9 protein-coding genes are annotated in these 19,310 nt (G+C 49.0%); all 9 read left to right on the top strand.

What is annotated here, in order from left to right; translation table 11 throughout:
• Window positions 1-40: 40 nt before the first annotated feature.
• A complete protein-coding gene (locus B5M13_RS21630; protein ID WP_080060028.1) occupies window positions 41-1,219 on the top strand; it encodes a hypothetical protein in 1,179 nt (392 codons plus the stop codon).
• 35 nt (window positions 1,220-1,254) lie between these two features.
• On the top strand, window positions 1,255-2,286 hold the full coding sequence (locus tag B5M13_RS21625) for a right-handed parallel beta-helix repeat-containing protein (RefSeq protein ID WP_080057646.1): 1,032 nt from the start codon (window positions 1,255-1,257) through the stop codon (window positions 2,284-2,286).
• 400 nt (window positions 2,287-2,686) lie between these two features.
• A complete protein-coding gene (locus B5M13_RS21615) occupies window positions 2,687-3,013 on the top strand; it encodes a PadR family transcriptional regulator (protein WP_080057643.1) in 327 nt (108 codons plus the stop codon).
• Window positions 3,010-5,637 (top strand): ABC transporter permease, encoded by a 2,628-nt coding sequence (locus tag B5M13_RS21610; protein ID WP_080057642.1) that lies wholly within the window; start codon window positions 3,010-3,012, stop codon window positions 5,635-5,637. The genes B5M13_RS21615 and B5M13_RS21610 overlap by 4 nt, the downstream gene beginning before the upstream one ends.
• Window positions 5,638-5,711: 74 nt before the next feature.
• Window positions 5,712-8,318: an ABC transporter permease gene (locus B5M13_RS21605; RefSeq protein ID WP_080057641.1), complete on the top strand. Its 2,607-nt coding sequence runs from the start codon at window positions 5,712-5,714 to the stop codon at window positions 8,316-8,318.
• Between the two features lie 74 nt (window positions 8,319-8,392).
• A complete protein-coding gene (locus B5M13_RS21600; RefSeq protein ID WP_080057640.1) occupies window positions 8,393-11,074 on the top strand; it encodes an ABC transporter permease in 2,682 nt (893 codons plus the stop codon).
• 91 nt (window positions 11,075-11,165) lie between these two features.
• Entirely contained in the window at window positions 11,166-13,832 is a 2,667-nt protein-coding gene (locus tag B5M13_RS21595; RefSeq protein ID WP_218919457.1) for an ABC transporter permease, read from the top strand.
• Window positions 13,833-13,925: 93 nt separating this feature from the next.
• Window positions 13,926-16,535 (top strand): ABC transporter permease, encoded by a 2,610-nt coding sequence (locus B5M13_RS21590; RefSeq protein WP_218919456.1) that lies wholly within the window; start codon window positions 13,926-13,928, stop codon window positions 16,533-16,535.
• Between the two features lie 91 nt (window positions 16,536-16,626).
• On the top strand, window positions 16,627-19,281 hold the full coding sequence (locus tag B5M13_RS21585) for an ABC transporter permease (protein WP_080057639.1): 2,655 nt from the start codon (window positions 16,627-16,629) through the stop codon (window positions 19,279-19,281).
• Window positions 19,282-19,310 lie beyond the last annotated feature (29 nt).

The following is a 19,310-nucleotide window of genomic DNA, read 5'->3' as shown; positions in this document are numbered from 1 at the left end:
TCACTTTTTCGTCAATCCGAACTCCTTAATCATCAAGTGTATGTCCCGACTTCCTTTTCTTCTACTTTTCCTGCTGGCCTTTGTTCAGCCAGTGCTCGCTCAGAAAACGACTGCCCGTAAACCGCAGGAACTACACATTCCGATGACTGCCGAACGCTGGAGTTATGCACCGGGGCAGGTCGAATTCATGACCGGCAAAGAAGCGGGCATCATGAAAATTATAAAAGGCCCCAAAAGCATCGTGCTGAAAGACGTAACCTTCAGCAATGGTACCATTGAGTACGATGTCGAACTTACGGGCCCTGGTTTTCCGGGTATCAATTTCCGAATGGACGCCGATCAGGAGAATGGCGAAAACTTTTACATCCGTTCGTTCGGGAAAGTAACGCCCGATGTTCGGACTACGCTGCAATATGCACCTATTATTAAGGGGATGAGCATGTGGGATATGACGGACGAATACCAAACGGGCGCTACCATCGCCGAAACGGGTTGGAACCACGTAAAACTGGTGATTTCGGGTCGGCAGATGAAAGCGTATGTCAACGACATGAGCAAACCAGCGCTGATTGTGCCGGAACTGGAAAGCCCGGAAGGGGCAGGGGCTATCTCGCTGAGTGGTTCGGTCAATTATGCCAATTTTGTCATCAAACCCGACGTTACCGAAGGGCTCAATCCAGAAGCTGGCTATAACATTGTCGCCCACGATACGCGCTACCTGCGAAACTGGCTGGTCAGTGAACCTTTCCTATTGCCATTTGGCAAAGAACCGGTTGTTGCCGTACCGAGTACCTTCGGAAAAACAGGCCGGTCCGAACTCCCCGACAGCACCACGCGCTGGTCGCCCATCAAAGCTGAAAGCCGGAACATGGTCAACCTGAGCCGACTGTATACGCATAAAGATGGTGAAGTGCGGCTGATGGCCTGGCTCAAAACCAATATTCAATCCAATAAGGCCCAGGAACGGCTGCTGAATCTGGGTTTTAGCGATGATGTATGGGTGTTTGTAAATGGTCAGTTTCTGTATGCCGACAAAAATTGCTTTGGCACACCGCAGCAAAAATATCCGGCTGGCCGGTGTACAATCGAGAATACAACCATCCGGCTGCCGCTGAAAGAGGGCAACAACGAAATCCTGATCGGGCTGGCCAACTATTTCTACGGCTGGGGCATCGTGGCTCGTCTGGACGATACCGTCGGCATTCAGACGATGAAATAAGTGCAGAAGTACTAGCCTATAAATCAGTAAATAACATGAACAAGTTTTTTCAAAGCCTCCTCGCTATCAGTGCTTTTAGCCTTTCGCAGCTCAACGCCCAGACGTTGTATGTGGATGCCGTCAATGGCACAGACAACGCTTCCGGTACGCAGGCTTCTCCGGTAACCAGTATCGAAAAAGCCGTAGAACTGGCGCACAATTTTTCGGGGAACGAGCCCGTGACCATTAAACTATTTCCAGGCTTATATACGCTCCAGAGCCTGTCCGAACTCCGAACCAAACAACAGCCCGACAAGGCAGACTCATACACGCTGGAAGCCGTCACTATGCCCGATGATGCCGACTGGCAACCTACCAAAATGCCGGTCATTCAGAGCGTATCGGCCAACAATTCTACCGTTCAGTTTGCGCACTCAGTAGGTTTTCTGGTGGACCAGAATAATGTGAGTTTCAAGGGGCTCAAGTTTTTGGGGAATGCTAATCCGGCTGTGAACTATTACTACCCCATTTCCCGAAAAAACGAAGCCCTGAACGGACTGACTGTTTCACAGTGCTATTTCATTGGTGAGAAAAACTCATCGCCTATCCAGGGAGCAATTTGGGCGCATGGAGGGGGGACGCACGTAGACCATACCATTTTCTATGGTTGTAAAAACGCCCTGTTGTTGTTTAAATCCATCAGCGATTTTTCGTTGACGAATTCGATTGTTTCCGGTTCCTACGAAGCTGCGGTATGGTTCGGTAAGAATGATCCAGACTTTCAGTTTAGTAACAACCTGATTACCAACTGTGAGTACGTCTGGCTCCGACCCGAAAATACCGCACCCAAATACACCTTTCGGAATTCGGTCATTGCCGGGAATGCGCATTACATGGGTTTTTTCGGTCCCAAAGGCGCTGTAGAAGCGACCGAAAACAATCATGTCGAACAGAATGTGAAAAAATCGGGAGCCGTTGTACTGAGTGAGGTGAAAACCAATGGCCTACCAGCCGACTATTTGAATCCGTTACCACAGTCTGAAGGCTATGGATTGAAGGCTGGCATTTTCAAAAAAACGAAGCCATAATGCTCGTGGCTGGCAGCAGACTTAAATTTACTCCTGTACCAAAAAATAAAGCCAGACAACACGAAGTTACCTGGCTTTTAGGGTCGCTTAGTAGAACGGCTATTATTGAAAATCAGGTGCCTTTCACAGCATCCCCGTCTAGCAGCGACACACGAACATATAACATCGGGCGGTTAGGTTTTGTTAAACAAATTGAAAAATTGTGAAATAATTTTTCAATTTGTTGTCGCTACGGAATTCCGTTTTTGATAAACCCTGTCCACGTTCGTACAAAAAATGTCCGTTTGTGGACAGGGTTATTTTGAATGATATAGTCAAAACAGGCCAATCAGAGCTGGATTGGCCTGTTTTTATATGTGGCCCGGCATTTGTTATACATTTACACATCTAATCCTTACGTATGAAAGGGACTTATTTAGGTGAGTTTGAAGAAGTCGTACTGTTAGCCGTTGCCATTCGGGCGGGCGATGCTTACGGCGCGGCTGTCGTCAACGAGATTGAGCAGCAGATGGGGCGTTCAGTCAATTTAGGAGCGGTTCATTCTGCGCTCAACCGACTCCAGGAAAAAGGGCTGGTTAGTTCCGAAATGGGTGGTATGACTGCCGAACGGGGTGGTCGTCGAAAACGACTCTATAAGGTGACAGCCTACGGTCAGCGGGCATTGGAAGAGATTCGGCAACTGCGCAATCAGATGTGGGAGGCCATTCCCCGAACCGCCTGGTCATGAAACATATTGATCCTCCTAGCTTTATCTCGCATTTTCTTCACCTGTTCCTGCCTTTGCATCGGGCCGAAGAGTTGGAGGGTGATCTAGATGAACTGTTTCAGCAGCGCGTCCGGGAAGTGGGCATTCGAAAGGCCCGCTGGCGGTATGCACGCGATGTAGTGAGCCTGTTACGACCCAGCCTGATGCGTCGAGACAAGGCATGCCTTGTCTCGACAAACACAAATAATACATACCCCAACCCAACCAATACGACTATGCTACGCAATTATTTTAAAATTGCTTTTCGAAATCTGACCAAGCACAAAGGGTATTCGGCTATTAATATTGCTGGTTTAGCAACGGGCATGGCTGTAGCCATACTCATTGGCCTATGGGTCTGGAATGAGTTTGCCTATAATCAGCGCTATGCGAATTATGATCGTATGGCGAGGGTGCTTCAGAATCAAACCTTTAACGATAAGATTGAAACCTGGACCAGCCAGGCAATGCAGTTGGCTCCCGAACTACGAAGCAACTACAGTAGTCATTTCAAATACGCTGTTACGGCTGACTTTCCTGGAAAGCATCTGTTGTCGCTCGATACGAAGAAAATCACCAACGTCGGCAGCTTTATCGAGCCCGACATAACGGAAATGCTGGCGCTGACTATGCTGAAAGGTACACGGGCGGGCTTACGCGACCCATCGTCCATTCTCCTTTCCGAAACGACGGCCAAGTCGTTGTTTGGAAACGTTGATCCGCTGAATAAGATCATTACGATTGACAAAAAATGGCCGGTAAAAGTGACAGGCGTTTATGCCGATTTGCCACTCAACTCGTCATTCCAGGAATTAACGTTTATCGCACCGTTTGAGCTGAAAAAGAAAGATTTGCCCGAATGGCTTAGCTGGGGCAATAGCTGGTTTCAAACCTACGTACAGATAGCCGATAACGCCACGATGGAAACCGTATCGGTAGCCATTAAAGACGTTAAATTGAAACGAAGCCAGGACGATGCACGCTTTAAGCCCGAACTATTTCTGCTACCAATGAGCCAATGGCATCTGTATTCGGAGTTTAAAAATGGCGTAAATGTGGGCGGGCAAATTCAGTATGTCCGTCTGTTCAGCATCATCGGCTTGTTTGTGCTCTTACTGGCCTGCATCAATTTCATGAACCTGAGTACCGCCCGTAGCGAGAAACGCGCTCGGGAGGTAGGGGTTCGGAAAGCCGTTGGATCAGTACGCAATCAGATTATGCTGCAATTTTTCAGCGAGTCGTTTTTGTTTGTCATCGTTGCTTTCGCCTTTGCCCTGTTACTGGTGCTACTCGTATTACCGGCGTTCAATACCGTAGCCGACCGCCAGATTAGTATTCCGTGGGATAATCCCATGTTCTGGATTGCAGCGTTTGGCTTTAGCTTATTTACCAGTTTAGTAGCCGGTAGTTATCCTGCCATTTATCTGTCGTCTTTTCAGCCCGTTAAGGTGTTAAAAGGAACCTTCCGGGTTGGGCGCTTTGCTTCGCTTCCGCGTAAAGTGCTGGTTGTTGTCCAGTTTGCTGTTTCGGTCACGTTAATTGTGGGTACGATGATTGTTTTTCAGCAGATTGAATTCGCCCGAAATCGACCCGTAGGCTACAACCGAAATAATCTGGTGTCGTTCCCGATTAAGTCAGACAAACTGATCACCCATTTTGCTACGTTCCGGGACGAGTTGCTGAATACCGGCGCTATTGAGGAAGTGGCTGCTACCGATTCGCCCATTACCGACACCTACGTGACCAATGGCGGCTTAACCTGGAGAGGACAAGCGCCGAACATGGCCGACGAGTTTGTAACGTTACGGATTACCCATGGATTTGGAAAAATGATTGGCTGGCAAATCAAGGAAGGGCGGGATTTTTCAAAAGAATTTGCCACTGACTCGGCTGGGTTTGTCCTCAATGAAGCCGCTGTTGCCTATATGGGATTCAAGAACCCTGTTGGTGAAATTATCAAGTGGGGCGACCAGCCTTTTAAAGTCATTGGTGTGGTCAAAAATCTGGTTACCCAATCGCCTTACGATCCTGTTAAGCAGACCATCTTTGTCATCAATTACAAACGGCTTAACCTGATCACGGCCAAAATTAATCCTACAAAAAGTGCGTCGGAGGCACTGGCTAAGGTCGAAGCGGTTTATAAAAAATACGATCCCGACAACACGTTCGACTACAAATTTGCCGATCAGGAATACGCGAAAAAATTTGGCGAAGAAGAACGAGTTGGCAAACTGGCTAGCTTCTTTGCCGGACTAGCCATCTTTATTTCCTGCCTGGGTTTATTCGGTCTGGCTTCGTTCGTAATGGAGCAGCGCAGCAAAGAAATTGGTATCCGAAAAGTAATGGGTGCGTCGGTGGGTAGCTTGTGGCAGTTGCTTTCCAAAGATTTTGTGCTGTTGGTAATCATTTCGCTGTTCATTGCCTTTCCCCTAACCTGGTATTTCATGCAGGATTGGATTCAGCGATACACCTATCATACCGACCTTTCGTGGTGGCTGTTTGCTGCAACGGGTGTGGGTGCCTTAATCATTACCCTGATGACTGTCAGTTTTCAAAGTATAAAAGTTGCATTGATGAACCCCATAAAATCATTACGTTCTGAATAGCATAGGGCATGGGGCCAGGCGCATGGAGTATTTTCTATGAATCACCCCTCGCTTCTTGCCTTACTCCTCGCTCCATGCACCCTGCTAACAATCCACCTCGCTTTGCCACCTCCCTACTACACCTGTTCTGTCCACCGCACCGGGCCGAAGAGCTGGAAGGTGATCTGGATGAACTGTTTCAGCAGCGCGTCCGGGAAGTGGGTTTACGGAAAGCCCGCTGGCGATACGTGCGCGATGTGGTGAGTTTACTACGCCCGTCGCTGATGAGACAACAGGAAGAGCAATATCCAAGATCAAGCAATACAACCATGCTACGGAACTATCTCAAAATCGCATTTCGGAATCTGGCCAAGAACCGGGTCTATTCATTCATTAACATTTTTGGACTGGCGTCGGGCATGGCTGTGGCGATGCTGATTGGCCTTTGGCTGTACGACGAACTTTCGTTCAACCGGCAGTTTCGAAATCACAACCGATTGGCTATGCTCTGGCAGTTTGTGAAGTTCGACGTAGAGAAGACGGCCTACGATGTGATGCCCATTCCACTGGCGCAGGAACTTCGGACTAACTACCCCGATTTTGAGTCGGTTGGTCTGTCGGTGTCCCGCGATGTTATTGTAGCGGTCGGAGAACGAAAACTGTTGAAAACCGGCAACTATGTTGAGCCTTCGTTTATCGACATGCTATCGTTGCCGGTTATAGCGGGTACTCGGTTTGGGGATAACGATGTCAATACGATTCTGCTGTCGAAGTCGCTGGCGCAGGCGCTTTTCGGCACACAAAATCCACTCAACAAACTAATCAAACTGGACAACAAGCAGACGGTTAAAGTAGCCGGTGTGTACGAAGATTTTCCGGCCAACAGTACGTTCGACGACGTTATGTTTCTGGTTCCCTGGAAGTTCTTTGCGGCTAATAGTGAAAACGCTAAACGGGATCGGGATCAATGGGATTCCAATTCGTATCAGATCTTCGTCCAGCTCAAGCCCGGTGCCGACTTCAGCCAGGTATCGGCTAAAATCAAAGACATACGGATGAAGCGGGATAACCCGCCAGGCTATAAACCGGAATTTTACCTGCATCCGATGAGCAAATGGCACCTGTATTCCGATTTTAAAGACGGCGTCAACACGGGTGGGCTTATCACCTTTGTCTGGTTGTTTGGTAGCATTGGCGTTATTGTACTGCTACTGGCCTGCATCAATTTTATGAACCTGAGCACTGCCCGAAGCGAAAAACGCGCTAAAGAAGTGGGTATTCGGAAAGCCGTTGGATCGCTACGAAGCCAATTGATCAGTCAGTTTTTCAGCGAATCGCTGCTGATGGCGTTGCTGGCCTTTACGCTAAGCCTTTTGTTCGTACACCTTACGCTTCCCTTCTTTAATCAGGTGGCCGAAAAAAAGATGACTATTTTGTGGGCCGATCCCATGTTCTGGCTGGCCGGACTGGGTTTCAGCCTGCTGACTGGACTGATTGCGGGGAGCTATCCGGCGTTGTATCTGTCGGCCTTTCAGCCCGTCAAGGTGCTCAAGGGCATTATGCGAACCAGCCGTTCGGCTACTGTTCCGCGTCGGGTGCTGGTGGGTTTTCAATTCACCGTTTCGGTAACGCTCATTATTGGCACCATCATCGTATTCCGACAGATCGAACACGCCAAGGATCGCCCAGTGGGATATAGTCGTAATGGATTGATTGAAATCGGGATGAACGCGCCCGAACTATACCGGCATTATATGACCCTGCGTACGGATCTGCTCAATACAGGAGCTGTGGCCAATATGTCGGAATCATCAGGACCGGTCACATTTCAATCGGGAGGGACCACCGATATTTCCTGGAAAGGCAAAAAGCCTGAAGGTAAGCCGCTTGTGATGTCGAATTATATAACACACGACTATGGCAAAACGGTTGGCTGGCAGCTACAGGAAGGCAGGGATTTCTCGCGGGAATTTTCGACAGATAGTGCTTCGATAATCTTAAATGAAGCGGCTGTAAAACTAATGGGATTCAAGCGTCCTGTTGGTGAACTAGTTCGGCTGAGCGGCCGTGATTACACGGTCGTTGGCGTCATCAAAGACATGATAAAAGAAGATCCGTTCAGGCCAGTCACCCCTTCTTTTTTTGTCGTCAACTACCGGAATGTCAATACCATTAATATCCGACTGGCTCCGCAGTTATCGACTAATGAATCGCTGGCGAAAGTAGAGCAGGTGTTTAAACGCTACAGCCCCGATTCGCCCTTCGACTACAAATTCGCCGATGAACAATATGACCGAAAATTTGGGGCCGAACAACGGATTGGCCGATTGGCCGGTGGCTTTACTATGCTGGCTATTTTGATCAGTTGTCTGGGTTTGTTTGGGTTAGCCTCGTTCATGGCCGAACAGCGAACCAAAGAAATTGGTATCCGTAAAGTGCTCGGCGCATCGGTCTTCAACGTCTGGCAACTGCTCTCGAAGGAGTTTGTCATACTGGTCGTTATCGCGTTTTGCCTGGCGACTCCGCTGGCATATTATCTACTATTGGACTGGCTTCAGAGTTACCAGTATCGAACCGAATTGTCGTGGTGGATTTTTGCCGTGTCAGGTGTCGGTGTGCTAGTCGTTACGTTGCTAACCGTCAGCTTCCAAAGCATTAAAGCCGCGTTGATGAATCCGGTGAAATCATTACGTTCTGAATAGCATAGGGCATGGGGCCAGGCGCATGGAGTATTTTCTATGAATCACCCCTCGCTTCTTGCCTTACTCCTCGCTCCATGCACCCTGCTAACAATCCACCTCGCTTTGCCACCTCCCTACTACACCTGTTCTGTCCACCGCACCGGGCCGAAGAGCTGGAAGGCGATCTGGATGAACTGTTTCAGCAGCGCGTTCGGGAGGTGGGCCTGCGGAAAGCGCGTTGGCGATACGTACGCGATGTGGCGAGCCTGCTGCGGCCAAGCCTGCTGCGTCGGGACCAGGCACCTAGAGGCAAGGCATGCCTTGTCTCTACGACAACAACTACATTTCCCAAACCAACACATACAACCATGTTACGGAACAACCTCAAAATCGCTTTTCGGAATCTGGCCAAAAATCGAGTATACTCTTTCATAAACATTGGTGGGCTGGCCATGGGTATGGCCGTTGCTATGCTCATTGGCTTGTGGATATACGATGAGCTATCGTTTAATCAATATCACCAAAACTATGAGCGAATTGCGCGGGTGATGCAACATCAAACCATTCGCGGAGAAACGAGTACCCGAGAGAATAACCCGATTCCGTTAGGGACAATGCTACGCAACGAATTCAAAGATGATTTTACGAGCGTAGTGATGTCTACACAAACACAAAACATCATTGTCGCTGCTGGTGATAAAGTTTTCAGTCAAAAGGGGCGCTATATGCAGGCGGAGGCTCCTGAATTGCTTTCGCTGCAAATGAATTATGGAACTAGAAATGGATTAAAAGAGCTGAACTCCATTTTGTTATCTGAGACATTGGCCAACATGCTCTTTGGTGATGTTGACCCGCTGAATAAACTAGTGAGACTGGATAATGAAATCAATGTAAAAGTGACGGGCGTATATGAGGATCTGCCTAACAACTCTGAATTCAAAGATGTAGCCTTTATCGCTCCCTGGGATTTAATGCTGTCTTCATACGATTACATCAGAGATCACAAGGATGACTGGAACAATAATTTCCTGCATATCTACACGCAAATTGCCCCTCAGACAAATTTTGACGCCATTTCTGCCAAAATTAAAGATCTGAAACTGGCTCATGTGGATAAAGAATATGCGGAACGTAAACCGACTCTATTTCTCCAACCCATGCGCAATTGGCATTTGTATTCAACCTATACAAACGGCGTCATCGCTACCAGTGAAGCGTTAAGATATGTCTGGATTTATGGTATCATTGGTGTTTTTGTGCTATTGCTGGCTTGCATCAATTTTATGAATTTGAATACAGCCCGCTCTGCGAAACGGGCGCGGGAAGTAGGTATTCGAAAGGCCGTCGGATCGATGCGTAGTCAATTGATCAGCCAGTTTTTTACTGAGTCGTTATTGACAGTCGCCTTGGCCTTTATCAGTTCTCTGGTACTGGTTCTACTTTCATTGCCGTGGTTTAATAACGTGGCCGACAAACAAATTGCCATTTTGTGGAGTACCCCTTTTTTCTGGCTGGTTTCAATCGTAATAGTTGTTTTAACCGGCCTATTGTCAGGTAGTTACCCTGCGCTGTATTTGTCATCTTTCAAACCTATCCGTGTCTTGAAAGGGGTCGTTTTGATAGGTCGTCTGGCTTCAATGCCTCGGAAGGTTCTGGTAGTCATCCAATTTTCCGTTTCAACTATTCTCATTATCGGGGCAATCGTTGTTTACCGGCAAATCCAGTATGCCAAGGATCGTCCCGTTGGTTATTCCCGCGAAAACTTGCTGGTATTTCGGAAAAGTGTACCCGACCTCGAAGAGAAAGGGAAATCAGATATTTTAAAAGCAGAGTTTCTAAAAACAGGTGTAGTCGCCGACATGGCTGAATCGTCAAGTCGGGTAACAGACATTAGTGCTATGAATGGCGGCTTTGACTGGCCAGGAAGAGATCCTGGTTTCCAAACCAATTTTGGCACTTTGGGCGTAAGCCATGATTATGGCAAAACCATCGGCTGGCAGTTTATAAAAGGCCGGGATTTTTCGAAAGAGCTTGCCTCCGATTCCGCCGGATTTATCGTAAACGAAGCTGCGGTAAAAGAAATGGGATTAAAAAGGCACCCCATTGGAGAAACCATCACCTGGGATACCGAATTTGACGGCAGCCAGAAGTTTAAGATCATCGGAGTGGTCAAGGATATGGTTATGTTGTCGCCGTTTGAACCTATAAAACCAACTATTTTTTTCCTGCAAGGCTATAAAGGCTACATTTTTGTCAAACTAAAGCCGACAGTTACGACTCACCAGGCGTTGGCAACGCTGGAAACAGCCTTCAAAAAAATTGTTCCTGACGCTCCCTTCGACTACAAATTTGTCGATGACGAGTACTCCCGAAAATTTGCTTCCGAAGAGCGCATTGGCAAACTGGCAGGTTTCTTTGCCATACTTGCCATTTTGATTAGTTGTTTAGGCCTTTTTGGCCTGGCCTCGTTTGTCGCCGAACAGCGTACCAAGGAAATCGGCGTTCGGAAAGTGCTGGGGGCGTCGGTTGCAAATGTATGGCTACTCCTTTCTAAAGATTTCGTTTGGTTAGTGCTGATCGCCTTTTGTATTGCTACCCCAACGACTGTGTATTTCCTCAGCAACTGGCTTCAGAAATATGCCTATCACATAGAACTGTCGTGGTGGATTTTTGCTGTCGCCGGTATCAGTGCATTGTTGCTAGCCTTATTGACAGTCAGTTTTCAAAGTGTAAAAGCGGCTTTAATGAACCCGGTTCGCTCCCTGCGGTCGGAATGAAAAATGGACAATGAAGAATGCATAATGCCCGATTGCCATAAATGACGTCCCTCATTATTCGTTATCACTTATTCATTTTTCATTATCCATTATGGACCCACCCCGTTTCGCTACCTACGTCCTCCACCTGTTCTTGCCCGTGCACCGGGCTGAAGAGCTGGAAGGCGATCTGGATGAACTGTTTCAGCAGCGCGTCCGGGAGGTGGGCCTGCGGAAAGCGCGTTGGCGATACGTACGCGATGTGGCGAGCCTGCTGCGGCCCAGCCTGATGCGTAGAGAGAAGGCATGCCTTCTCTCGGCAAACACAACTAATACATACCCCAAACCAGCACATACAACCATGTTACGCAACTATTTAAAAATTGCCTGGCGAAATCTGCTTCGTAGCCCCGGTCTCAGCAGCATCAATATCGTTGGCCTGAGCATTGGTCTGGCGGCTGTTTTGTTTATTCTGCTGTTTGTGCAGGACGAAGTGTCGTATGATCGTTTTCATGCCCGAGGTGATCAACTGTACCGGGTCGTCCTGAATGCAACCAGTCCTGAGGGTAACGAAATTGCCAACGGAGCAACGGGGCTGCCGCAGGGGCCAGCCTTTGCCGCTGGCTTGCCTGAGGTAGCCGCGTTTTGCCGGGTACAAGGGTATGAAATGCTGGTCCGCCACAATCAGGATGCCGTGTACCACCAGGTCATGTACGTCGATACGTCTTTTTTTAACCTGTTTAGTTTTAAGCTGCTGGCCGGTGATTCCAAAAGCCTGCTGAACGATCCGGGAAGTGTGGTCATTACGGATGATATGGCCCGTACGTACTTCGGTACGACCGATGTACTGAACAAGGTGTTGGCCATTGATGCCGGAGGGAATTTCGAAAACTATCGGATTACTGGCGTTGTGAAAACACCCCCGGCCAATTCGAGCATCCGGTTCGATATACTGAGGCCGTTTGTAGCATCACTCTCACCCGATCAGAAGGGCTGGGCGCAAAGTGACTGGTCGGATGGATTTCTGAATACCTTTCTACTGCTGAAGCCTAACTTGCCTACGGCAGACCTCGGTGCGATAGAGCAGAAAATGGCCACGGTTTTCGAAACATATGCTGGTCAGCAACTTGCGCAACTTCGTAAAGAGCATGGCTCGTTTCGGATGGCTTATCAGTTGCAGCCTTTTTCGGCCATGCACCTCGACGACCGGTATGAACTCAGTAATGGTCTGGAGCGGGGGTCATCGTCGGTATATTCGTATGTATTGAGTGGGATTGCCGCGCTGATTTTACTGCTGGCGGGTATCAATTTCGTCAATCTGACGCTGGCGCGGTCGCTCCGTCGGACTAAAGAGATTGGTATTCGTAAAGTGACAGGCAGCACCCGTCAGCAGTTGATCGGGCAGTTTGTTGGCGAGACCTTTCTGCTGACTCTCCTGGCCTTTGTTCCGGCTCTGATTCTGGTGTATAGCCTTCTGCCCGAATTTGGGGCGCTTGCCAATAAGGCTTTAAACGTTCGTTACCTGCTGACTCCCCAGACAATTGGCCTTTTTGTAGTACTTATCGTGCTGGTTACTGTGCTGGCCGGTTTTTATCCGGCTCGGGTGCTTTCTGGTTTCAATCCGGCACAGGTACTCTACGGCCGATCTGGCCTGATACAAAGCAATAGAACCGACAAATCGTTGCTGGTTTTACAGTTCGTGGTTGCCATTGTACTGCTGATTGGCACGGCGGTACTGCATGGGCAGTTCCGGTACATTCAGACGGCCAACGTAGGCTATGAGCGTGCCAACCGTGTACGTATTTACGTACCCTGGGGCCGCGAACGGCAGGGCGAACTGCTGAAGCAGGCCCTTCGTGATCAGCCCGGTATCGAAGCCGTTGCCCGAAAATCAGGGGGGCATCGGGCGGGCACCTATTACGTCAATAACAAGGCGGTAAAGTCGGGTAATGAGTGGGTCGATGATCAGTATCTCCAGTTTGTGAACATACCGATTCTGAACGGTCGGGGCCTTCGGGCCAACAGCCCTGCCGATAGTGCATCCAATATTCTGGTAAACGAAACCTTTGTCAAGCGTTTCCTTTCGACGGATCGGTCGCCTATCGGTCAGGTTGTTCAGCGGCAGGATGAGGCTGCTATCCGGCACGATCTGACGGTGGTTGGTGTCGTCCGGGATTACCAATACCGATCCATGCGCGATAAGCCCGAACCGGTGCTGTTTCAGATTGGCAAGGCCGAGCAGATGAATCAACTTTACGTCAGGCTGAACCCTGCTCAAACACAGGCCGGTTTGCAGACCATCGAACGGACATTCAGGCAACTCATTCCCTTTCAGCCATTCTCCTATCATTTTATGGAGGATGACCGATTGAGCGATTACGCCGATGAGGCCAACTGGAAGCAACTCATTACTTATGCCGCTCTGCTGGCTATCCTGATTGCAGGCCTTGGGCTGTTCGGCATGGTTTCGCTAACGGTTGAGCAGCGCACCAAGGAAATCGGTATCCGCAAAGTGCTGGGAGCTACAACATTAGAAATCAACCGTATGTTGTCGGGCGCGTTTCTGAAACTGGTGTTGCTGGCGTTTCTGATAGCTGCACCCATCGGCTGGTATGCCTCCCGGCAATGGCTCGACCGATTCGTGTACCGCATGGATCTAAACGGCTGGTTATTCGCTTCGGTTGGTCTTTCAGTACTGGCCCTTGCCCTGCTAACCGTCAGTTTTCAAAGCATTAAAGCGGCTTTGATGAATCCGGTCAAATCGTTACGGTCGGAATGATTGTGTAGAGACGCATCCTTGCGTCTTATAAGCGTCAGCAATAAACCACCCGGTCATAAGACGCAAGGATGCGTCTCTACAAATGACAAACCCATGAAACCACCTCGCTTTGCGACTTACTTACTCCGTTGGTTCCTGGCTTCGCATCGGCTGGAGGAACTGGAAGGCGATCTGGATGAACTTTTCCGGCAACGCATTCGGGAGGTGGGCTTGCGGGAAGCGCGCTGGCGGTATGTACGGGATGTGATGAGTTCGTTACGACCATCGCTGATGAACGAAAAATCAACAGATTACCCAACCCCTGTTTTTACAACCATGTTACGCAACTATCTCAAAATCGCTTTACGGAACCTGGCCAAGAACCGGGTCTATTCCTTCATCAATATCGGTGGGCTGGCTGTTGGTATGGCCGTCGCCATGCTGATCGGTCTCTGGATATACGATGAACTGTCGTACGACCGATATTTTCAGAACTATGGCCGCATTGCCAAAGTCATGCAGAATGGAAGCTTCAACGGCGAAGTGTTTCATGGTGAATACAACCCGGCACCGATGGGCCCCGAACTCCGAACGGTATATGGGCCCGATTTTTCGCACGTCGTCATGTCGTCCTGGACTAAAGATCATATTCTGGCCTATGGTGAGAAAAAATTAACCAAAATGGGCAATTACCTGAGTGCCGATGCGCCCGATATGTTCACGTTGAACATGCTTAGCGGTACACGGGCAGGTTTAAAAGACCCCAATTCGATTTTACTATCGGAGACAACAGCTAAAGCCTTGTTTGGGGAAACCGATCCAGTGGGTAAGCTCATGAAGATCGATAACAAGCTCGATGTGAAAGTAACGGGCGTGTATGAAGATTTTCCCTACAATACGGAGTTCAAGGATATGAAGTTTATCGCTCCCTGGGATCTGTACGTGGCCTCGGAAAGCTGGGTAAAACGGGCGCAGGACAATGTTGAATGGGGTAATTTCTCCTGGCAGGTATTGGTGCAGATCGCTCCTAACGCTGATTTTGATGCGGTTTCGGCTAAAATCAAAAATATACGGTTGAAGCATAGCCCGGAGGTAGCGTTTATAAAACCCGTGGTATACCTGCTGCCCATGAGCAAATGGCACCTGTATTCGGGCTGGGATAAATCGGGGAACCTCGAAGGGCGAATTCAGTACGTGTGGTTGTTCGGGATTATTGGCGTGTTTGTGTTGCTGCTGGCCTGTATAAACTTCATGAATCTGAGCACGGCTCGTTCTGAGAAGAGAGCCAAAGAAGTAGGTATTCGGAAAGCCGTTGGTTCGGTACGGAGTCAGTTGATCAGTCAGTTTTTCAGCGAGTCGCTGCTGGTGGTTGCGTTTGCATTCGTCCTGGCGATAGGGTTGGTGTTATTGGTCCTGCCGGTATTCAACGAAGTGGCTGATAAACAGATTGGTATTTTATGGGCCAACCCGGTCTTCTGGCTTTGCGGGATTGGCTTCAGTCTGCTCACAGGCTTAATTGCCGGTAGCTATCCCGCGCTTTATCTATCGTCGTTCCAGGCTGTCAAGGTGCTGAAAGGCACATTCCGGGTAGGAAGATTTGCCTCGATTCCACGTCAGGTGCTGGTTGTGGTACAGTTTACAGTTTCCGTTACGCTCATTATTGGAACGATCATTGTGTTCCGGCAGATTCAATATGCCAAAGATCGACCAGTTGGTTACGACCGGACTGGATTGATTACGGTGGCTATGAATACGCCGGAATTGTATCAACACTACAATGCCCTTCGGGGAGCGTTGATCCAGACTGGAGCTGTTATTGATATGTCGACCTCATCGGCTCCGGCTACCGATCTGAACTCCCAGAATAGCGGCTTCGACTGGGAGGGAAAAGACCCCAACTTCAAAGACAACTTTGGAACGATTGCCGTTACGCACGATTATGGCAAAACGGTTGGCTGGCAGTTTGTGCAGGGGCGGGATTTTTCCCGGCAGTTTACCAGTGATTCATCGGGTATGGTTCTGAACGAAACCGCCGTGCGATATATGGGTTTGAAAGATCCGGTTGGCAAACAGGTTAAATGGAATGGGAAGCCGTACCGAGTGGTGGGGGTTATTAAGGATATGCTCATGGATTCGCCGTTTAAGCCCGTTTATCAGACGGTTTATGTCATGGATTATGGCTGGGCGAATGTGATCAATATTAAACTCAATCCGGCCCGCAGTACCAGAGAGTCGCTGGCTAAGATTGAAGTGGTATTTCGGAAGTTTAATCCGGGCAGCCCGTTCGATTTTCGGTTTACCGATCAACAATATGCCTTGAAGTTTGCCGCTGAAGAGCGTATCGGTAAACTAGCATCCGGTTTTGCCATCCTGGCCATTCTGATTTCCTGTTTAGGCTTATTTGGCTTAGCCTCATTCGTAGCCGAACAACGAACGAAAGAAATCGGCGTTCGGAAAGTGCTGGGGGCATCGGTAACGAATCTGTGGGCCATGCTTTCCAGAGACTTTGTGATACTGGTTAGCATCTCGTTTGGTATCGCTACCCCCATTGCCTGGTACTTCCTGCGAAACTGGCTCCAGAAGTACGAGTACCATACCGATATGTCGTGGTGGATTTTTGCCGTAGCTGGCTTAGGCGCTTTAGTCGTCACCTTGCTGACAGTGAGTTTCCAGAGCATCAAAGCCGCGTTGATGAATCCGGTTCGCTCCCTGCGGTCGGAATGAAAAATGGACAATGAAGAATGCATAATGCCCGATCGCCATAAATGACGCCCCTCATTATTCGTTATCAATTATTCATTTTTCATTATCCATTATGAACCCACCCCGATTCGCCACCTACCTGCTACACTGGTTCTGCCCACCCCACCGGGCCGAAGAACTGGAAGGTGATCTGGATGAACTGTTTCAGCAGCGCGTCCGGGAGGTGGGCCTGCGGAAGGCCCGCTGGCGGTATATGCGCGATGTGGTGAGTTTGCTGCGTCCTTCATTACTGAAACGACAATCGGTTAATACCTACCCCAAACCAACAAATACAACGATGTTACGCAACTATCTCAAAATCGCTTTTCGGAATCTGGTCAAAAATAAGGTCTATTCCGCTATCAACATTGGCGGCCTGTCCATCGGGATGGCTGTGGCTATGCTTATTGGCCTGTGGGTGTATGATGAATTGAGCTTCGATAAACAAATTCCGAAGTATGACCGCATTGCGCGGATCAGACGTGTGGCTACAGAGCCATCTACTGGCATTTCGCAGGGTACTGATGCCTGTCAGATTCCAATGGCAACTATGCTTAAAGCGAAGTATGCATCGTATTTCAAACATATTCTGATCGGATTCTGGCCGGGGAATTACATGGTTGCTGATGGGCAGAAAAAATACACCCAAAAGGGCCAGTTTATCGAAGGGGGTGTGATCGATATGCTATCACTCCAGATGGTACAGGGTAGCCAAACGGCTTTGGACGATCCGCATTCGATTATACTATCCAAAACAGCCGCTGAGTCCATTTTTGGGCAGACAGATCCCGTTGGAAAACGGTTGAAACTCGACAACCGCATGGATGTAACGGTAACAGGTGTTTATGCCGATCTGCCCAAAAATTCGACCTATAGCGATTTGCAGTTTTTTGCTCCCTGGGCCTTGTGGGTATCCTCGAACGACTGGGTGAAAGCTAGTGAGAGCGATTGGGGGCGTAGTTCCTTCCCCATTAATGTCCAGATCGCGGATAACACGTCGATGGAAACGGCCAATGCCTCTATTAATGATTTTTACCAAAAGAATGCGCCCCCTGATTTTGTGTCCGGTGCTCGTGACTACAAGCTGGAAACCTATTTATATCCGATGCGGCAGTGGCATTTGTATTCGGAGTTTACCGACGGTCGTCCATCGGGTGGACGCATCACCTTCGTCTGGCTGTTCGGCATTGTGGGTGGATTTGTGTTATTGCTGGCCTGTATCAACTTTATGAACTTAAGCACGGCCCGATCGGAGAAACGGGCTAAAGAAGTAGGGATTCGAAAAGCGGTAGGTTCGGTTAAATCGCAACTGGTCAATCAGTTTCTGAGTGAATCCTTTCTGGTGGTTTCGCTGGCGTTTGCCGGTTCGTTGGGGCTGGTGTTGCTGTCGTTGCCATGGTTCAATGAACTGGCTGATAAAGCCATCGTCTTTCCCTGGCAAATGCCTTCTTTCTGGCTGGCTAGTCTTCTGTTTCTAACAGTAACTGCTCTGTTGGCAGGGCTTTATCCGGCTTTTTACCTGTCTTCTTTTCAGCCTATCAAAGTCCTGAAAGGCACGATTCGAATGGGTCGTCTGGCCTCGCTCCCTCGCAAGGTGCTGGTGGTTGTGCAGTTTACCGTATCGGTTGTATTGATTATTGGGGTTCTGCTCGTCTATAAGCAGATTCAATATGTAAAGGACAGGCCGGTGGGCTACGAACGGGCAGGCCTGCTGTCGATTCCGATGAATGATCCGAATTACAAAGGGAAAGAAGAGGTCCTGGAGCGGGAACTGATGGCGACGAGCATGGTTGATCAGGTGGCTTACTCGTCAAGTCCACTTACCAGCGTCTGGAATAACATAGGCGGATTCGAATGGGATAACAAACCCCTCAAAGCAGAGTCTGGTTTTGCTGTAATGGACATCTCCACCAATTTTGGCACGATGGCAGGCTGGCAATTTGTGGCTGGTCGTGATTTTTCCAAAGCGTTTGCTTCTGATTCCGGTGCGGTAATTATCAACGAAACGGCTGCCAGGTATCTGGGCCTGAAAAAACGCAACGGTCAATGGGTCGTTGGGGCTTATATTCGGCAACCGGATTTTCACTGGAAACGTCAGATCATCGGGGTCATTAAAGATATGGTGATGGATTCCCCCTTTGAGCCGGTGAAGCGAAGCTTTTATTTCCTGGACGCTAATTACGCAGCCGCAGCCCGGCTCAACATACGTCTGAAACCCACCGTCAGCGCACAGGACGCCCTCGCCAGTATTGAATCGGTTATTCGCAAAACAGTACCTTCTGCACTATTTACCTATTCATTTGTCGATCAGGATTTTGTTGCTAAATTTTCAACCGAGCAGCGCATTGGTAAGCTGGCACTGGTGTTCGCCGTTCTGGCCATTTTTATTTCCTGCCTGGGTATTTTCGGGCTGGCTTCGTTTGTAGCCGAGCAGCGGACCAAAGAAATTGGGGTTCGGAAAGTGCTGGGGGCGAGTGTGCTAAATCTGTGGGGACTGCTTTCGAGAGACTTTATCGTTTTGGTAAGTATTGCCTTTAGTATCGCCACGCCCATTGCCTACTATACACTTACAAACTGGCTCCAAAAGTATGCATACCGTACCGAGTTGTCGTGGTGGATTTTTGTCGTATCAGGCGCTGGGTCTTTGGTTATCACCTTGCTGACGGTGAGTTTTCAAAGTATTAAAGCGGCCTTGATGAACCCCGTCAAATCGTTACGGTCGGAATGATGTAGAGACGCGATCCCTGGCGTCTCCTG

Source organism: Spirosoma aerolatum (assembly GCF_002056795.1).
Lineage (GTDB): Bacteria > Bacteroidota > Bacteroidia > Cytophagales > Spirosomataceae > Spirosoma > Spirosoma aerolatum.
The sequence above is the reverse complement of the archived record's forward strand: the minus strand, read 5'-3'. Positions and strand labels throughout refer to the sequence as shown.

Excerpts from the sequence above, each read along its gene's own strand:
- B5M13_RS21630 (WP_080060028.1), top strand. The coding sequence starts at position 41 with ATGTCCCGACTTCCTTTTCTTCTACTTTTCCTGCTGGCCTTTGTTCAG.
- B5M13_RS21625 (WP_080057646.1), top strand. The coding sequence starts at position 1,255 with ATGAACAAGTTTTTTCAAAGCCTCCTCGCTATCAGTGCTTTTAGCCTT.
- B5M13_RS21615 (WP_080057643.1), top strand. The coding sequence starts at position 2,687 with ATGAAAGGGACTTATTTAGGTGAGTTTGAAGAAGTCGTACTGTTAGCC.
- B5M13_RS21610 (WP_080057642.1), top strand. The coding sequence starts at position 3,010 with ATGAAACATATTGATCCTCCTAGCTTTATCTCGCATTTTCTTCACCTG.
- B5M13_RS21605 (WP_080057641.1), top strand. The coding sequence starts at position 5,712 with ATGCACCCTGCTAACAATCCACCTCGCTTTGCCACCTCCCTACTACAC.
- B5M13_RS21600 (WP_080057640.1), top strand. The coding sequence starts at position 8,393 with ATGCACCCTGCTAACAATCCACCTCGCTTTGCCACCTCCCTACTACAC.
- B5M13_RS21595 (WP_218919457.1), top strand. The coding sequence starts at position 11,166 with ATGGACCCACCCCGTTTCGCTACCTACGTCCTCCACCTGTTCTTGCCC.
- B5M13_RS21590 (WP_218919456.1), top strand. The coding sequence starts at position 13,926 with ATGAAACCACCTCGCTTTGCGACTTACTTACTCCGTTGGTTCCTGGCT.
- B5M13_RS21585 (WP_080057639.1), top strand. The coding sequence starts at position 16,627 with ATGAACCCACCCCGATTCGCCACCTACCTGCTACACTGGTTCTGCCCA.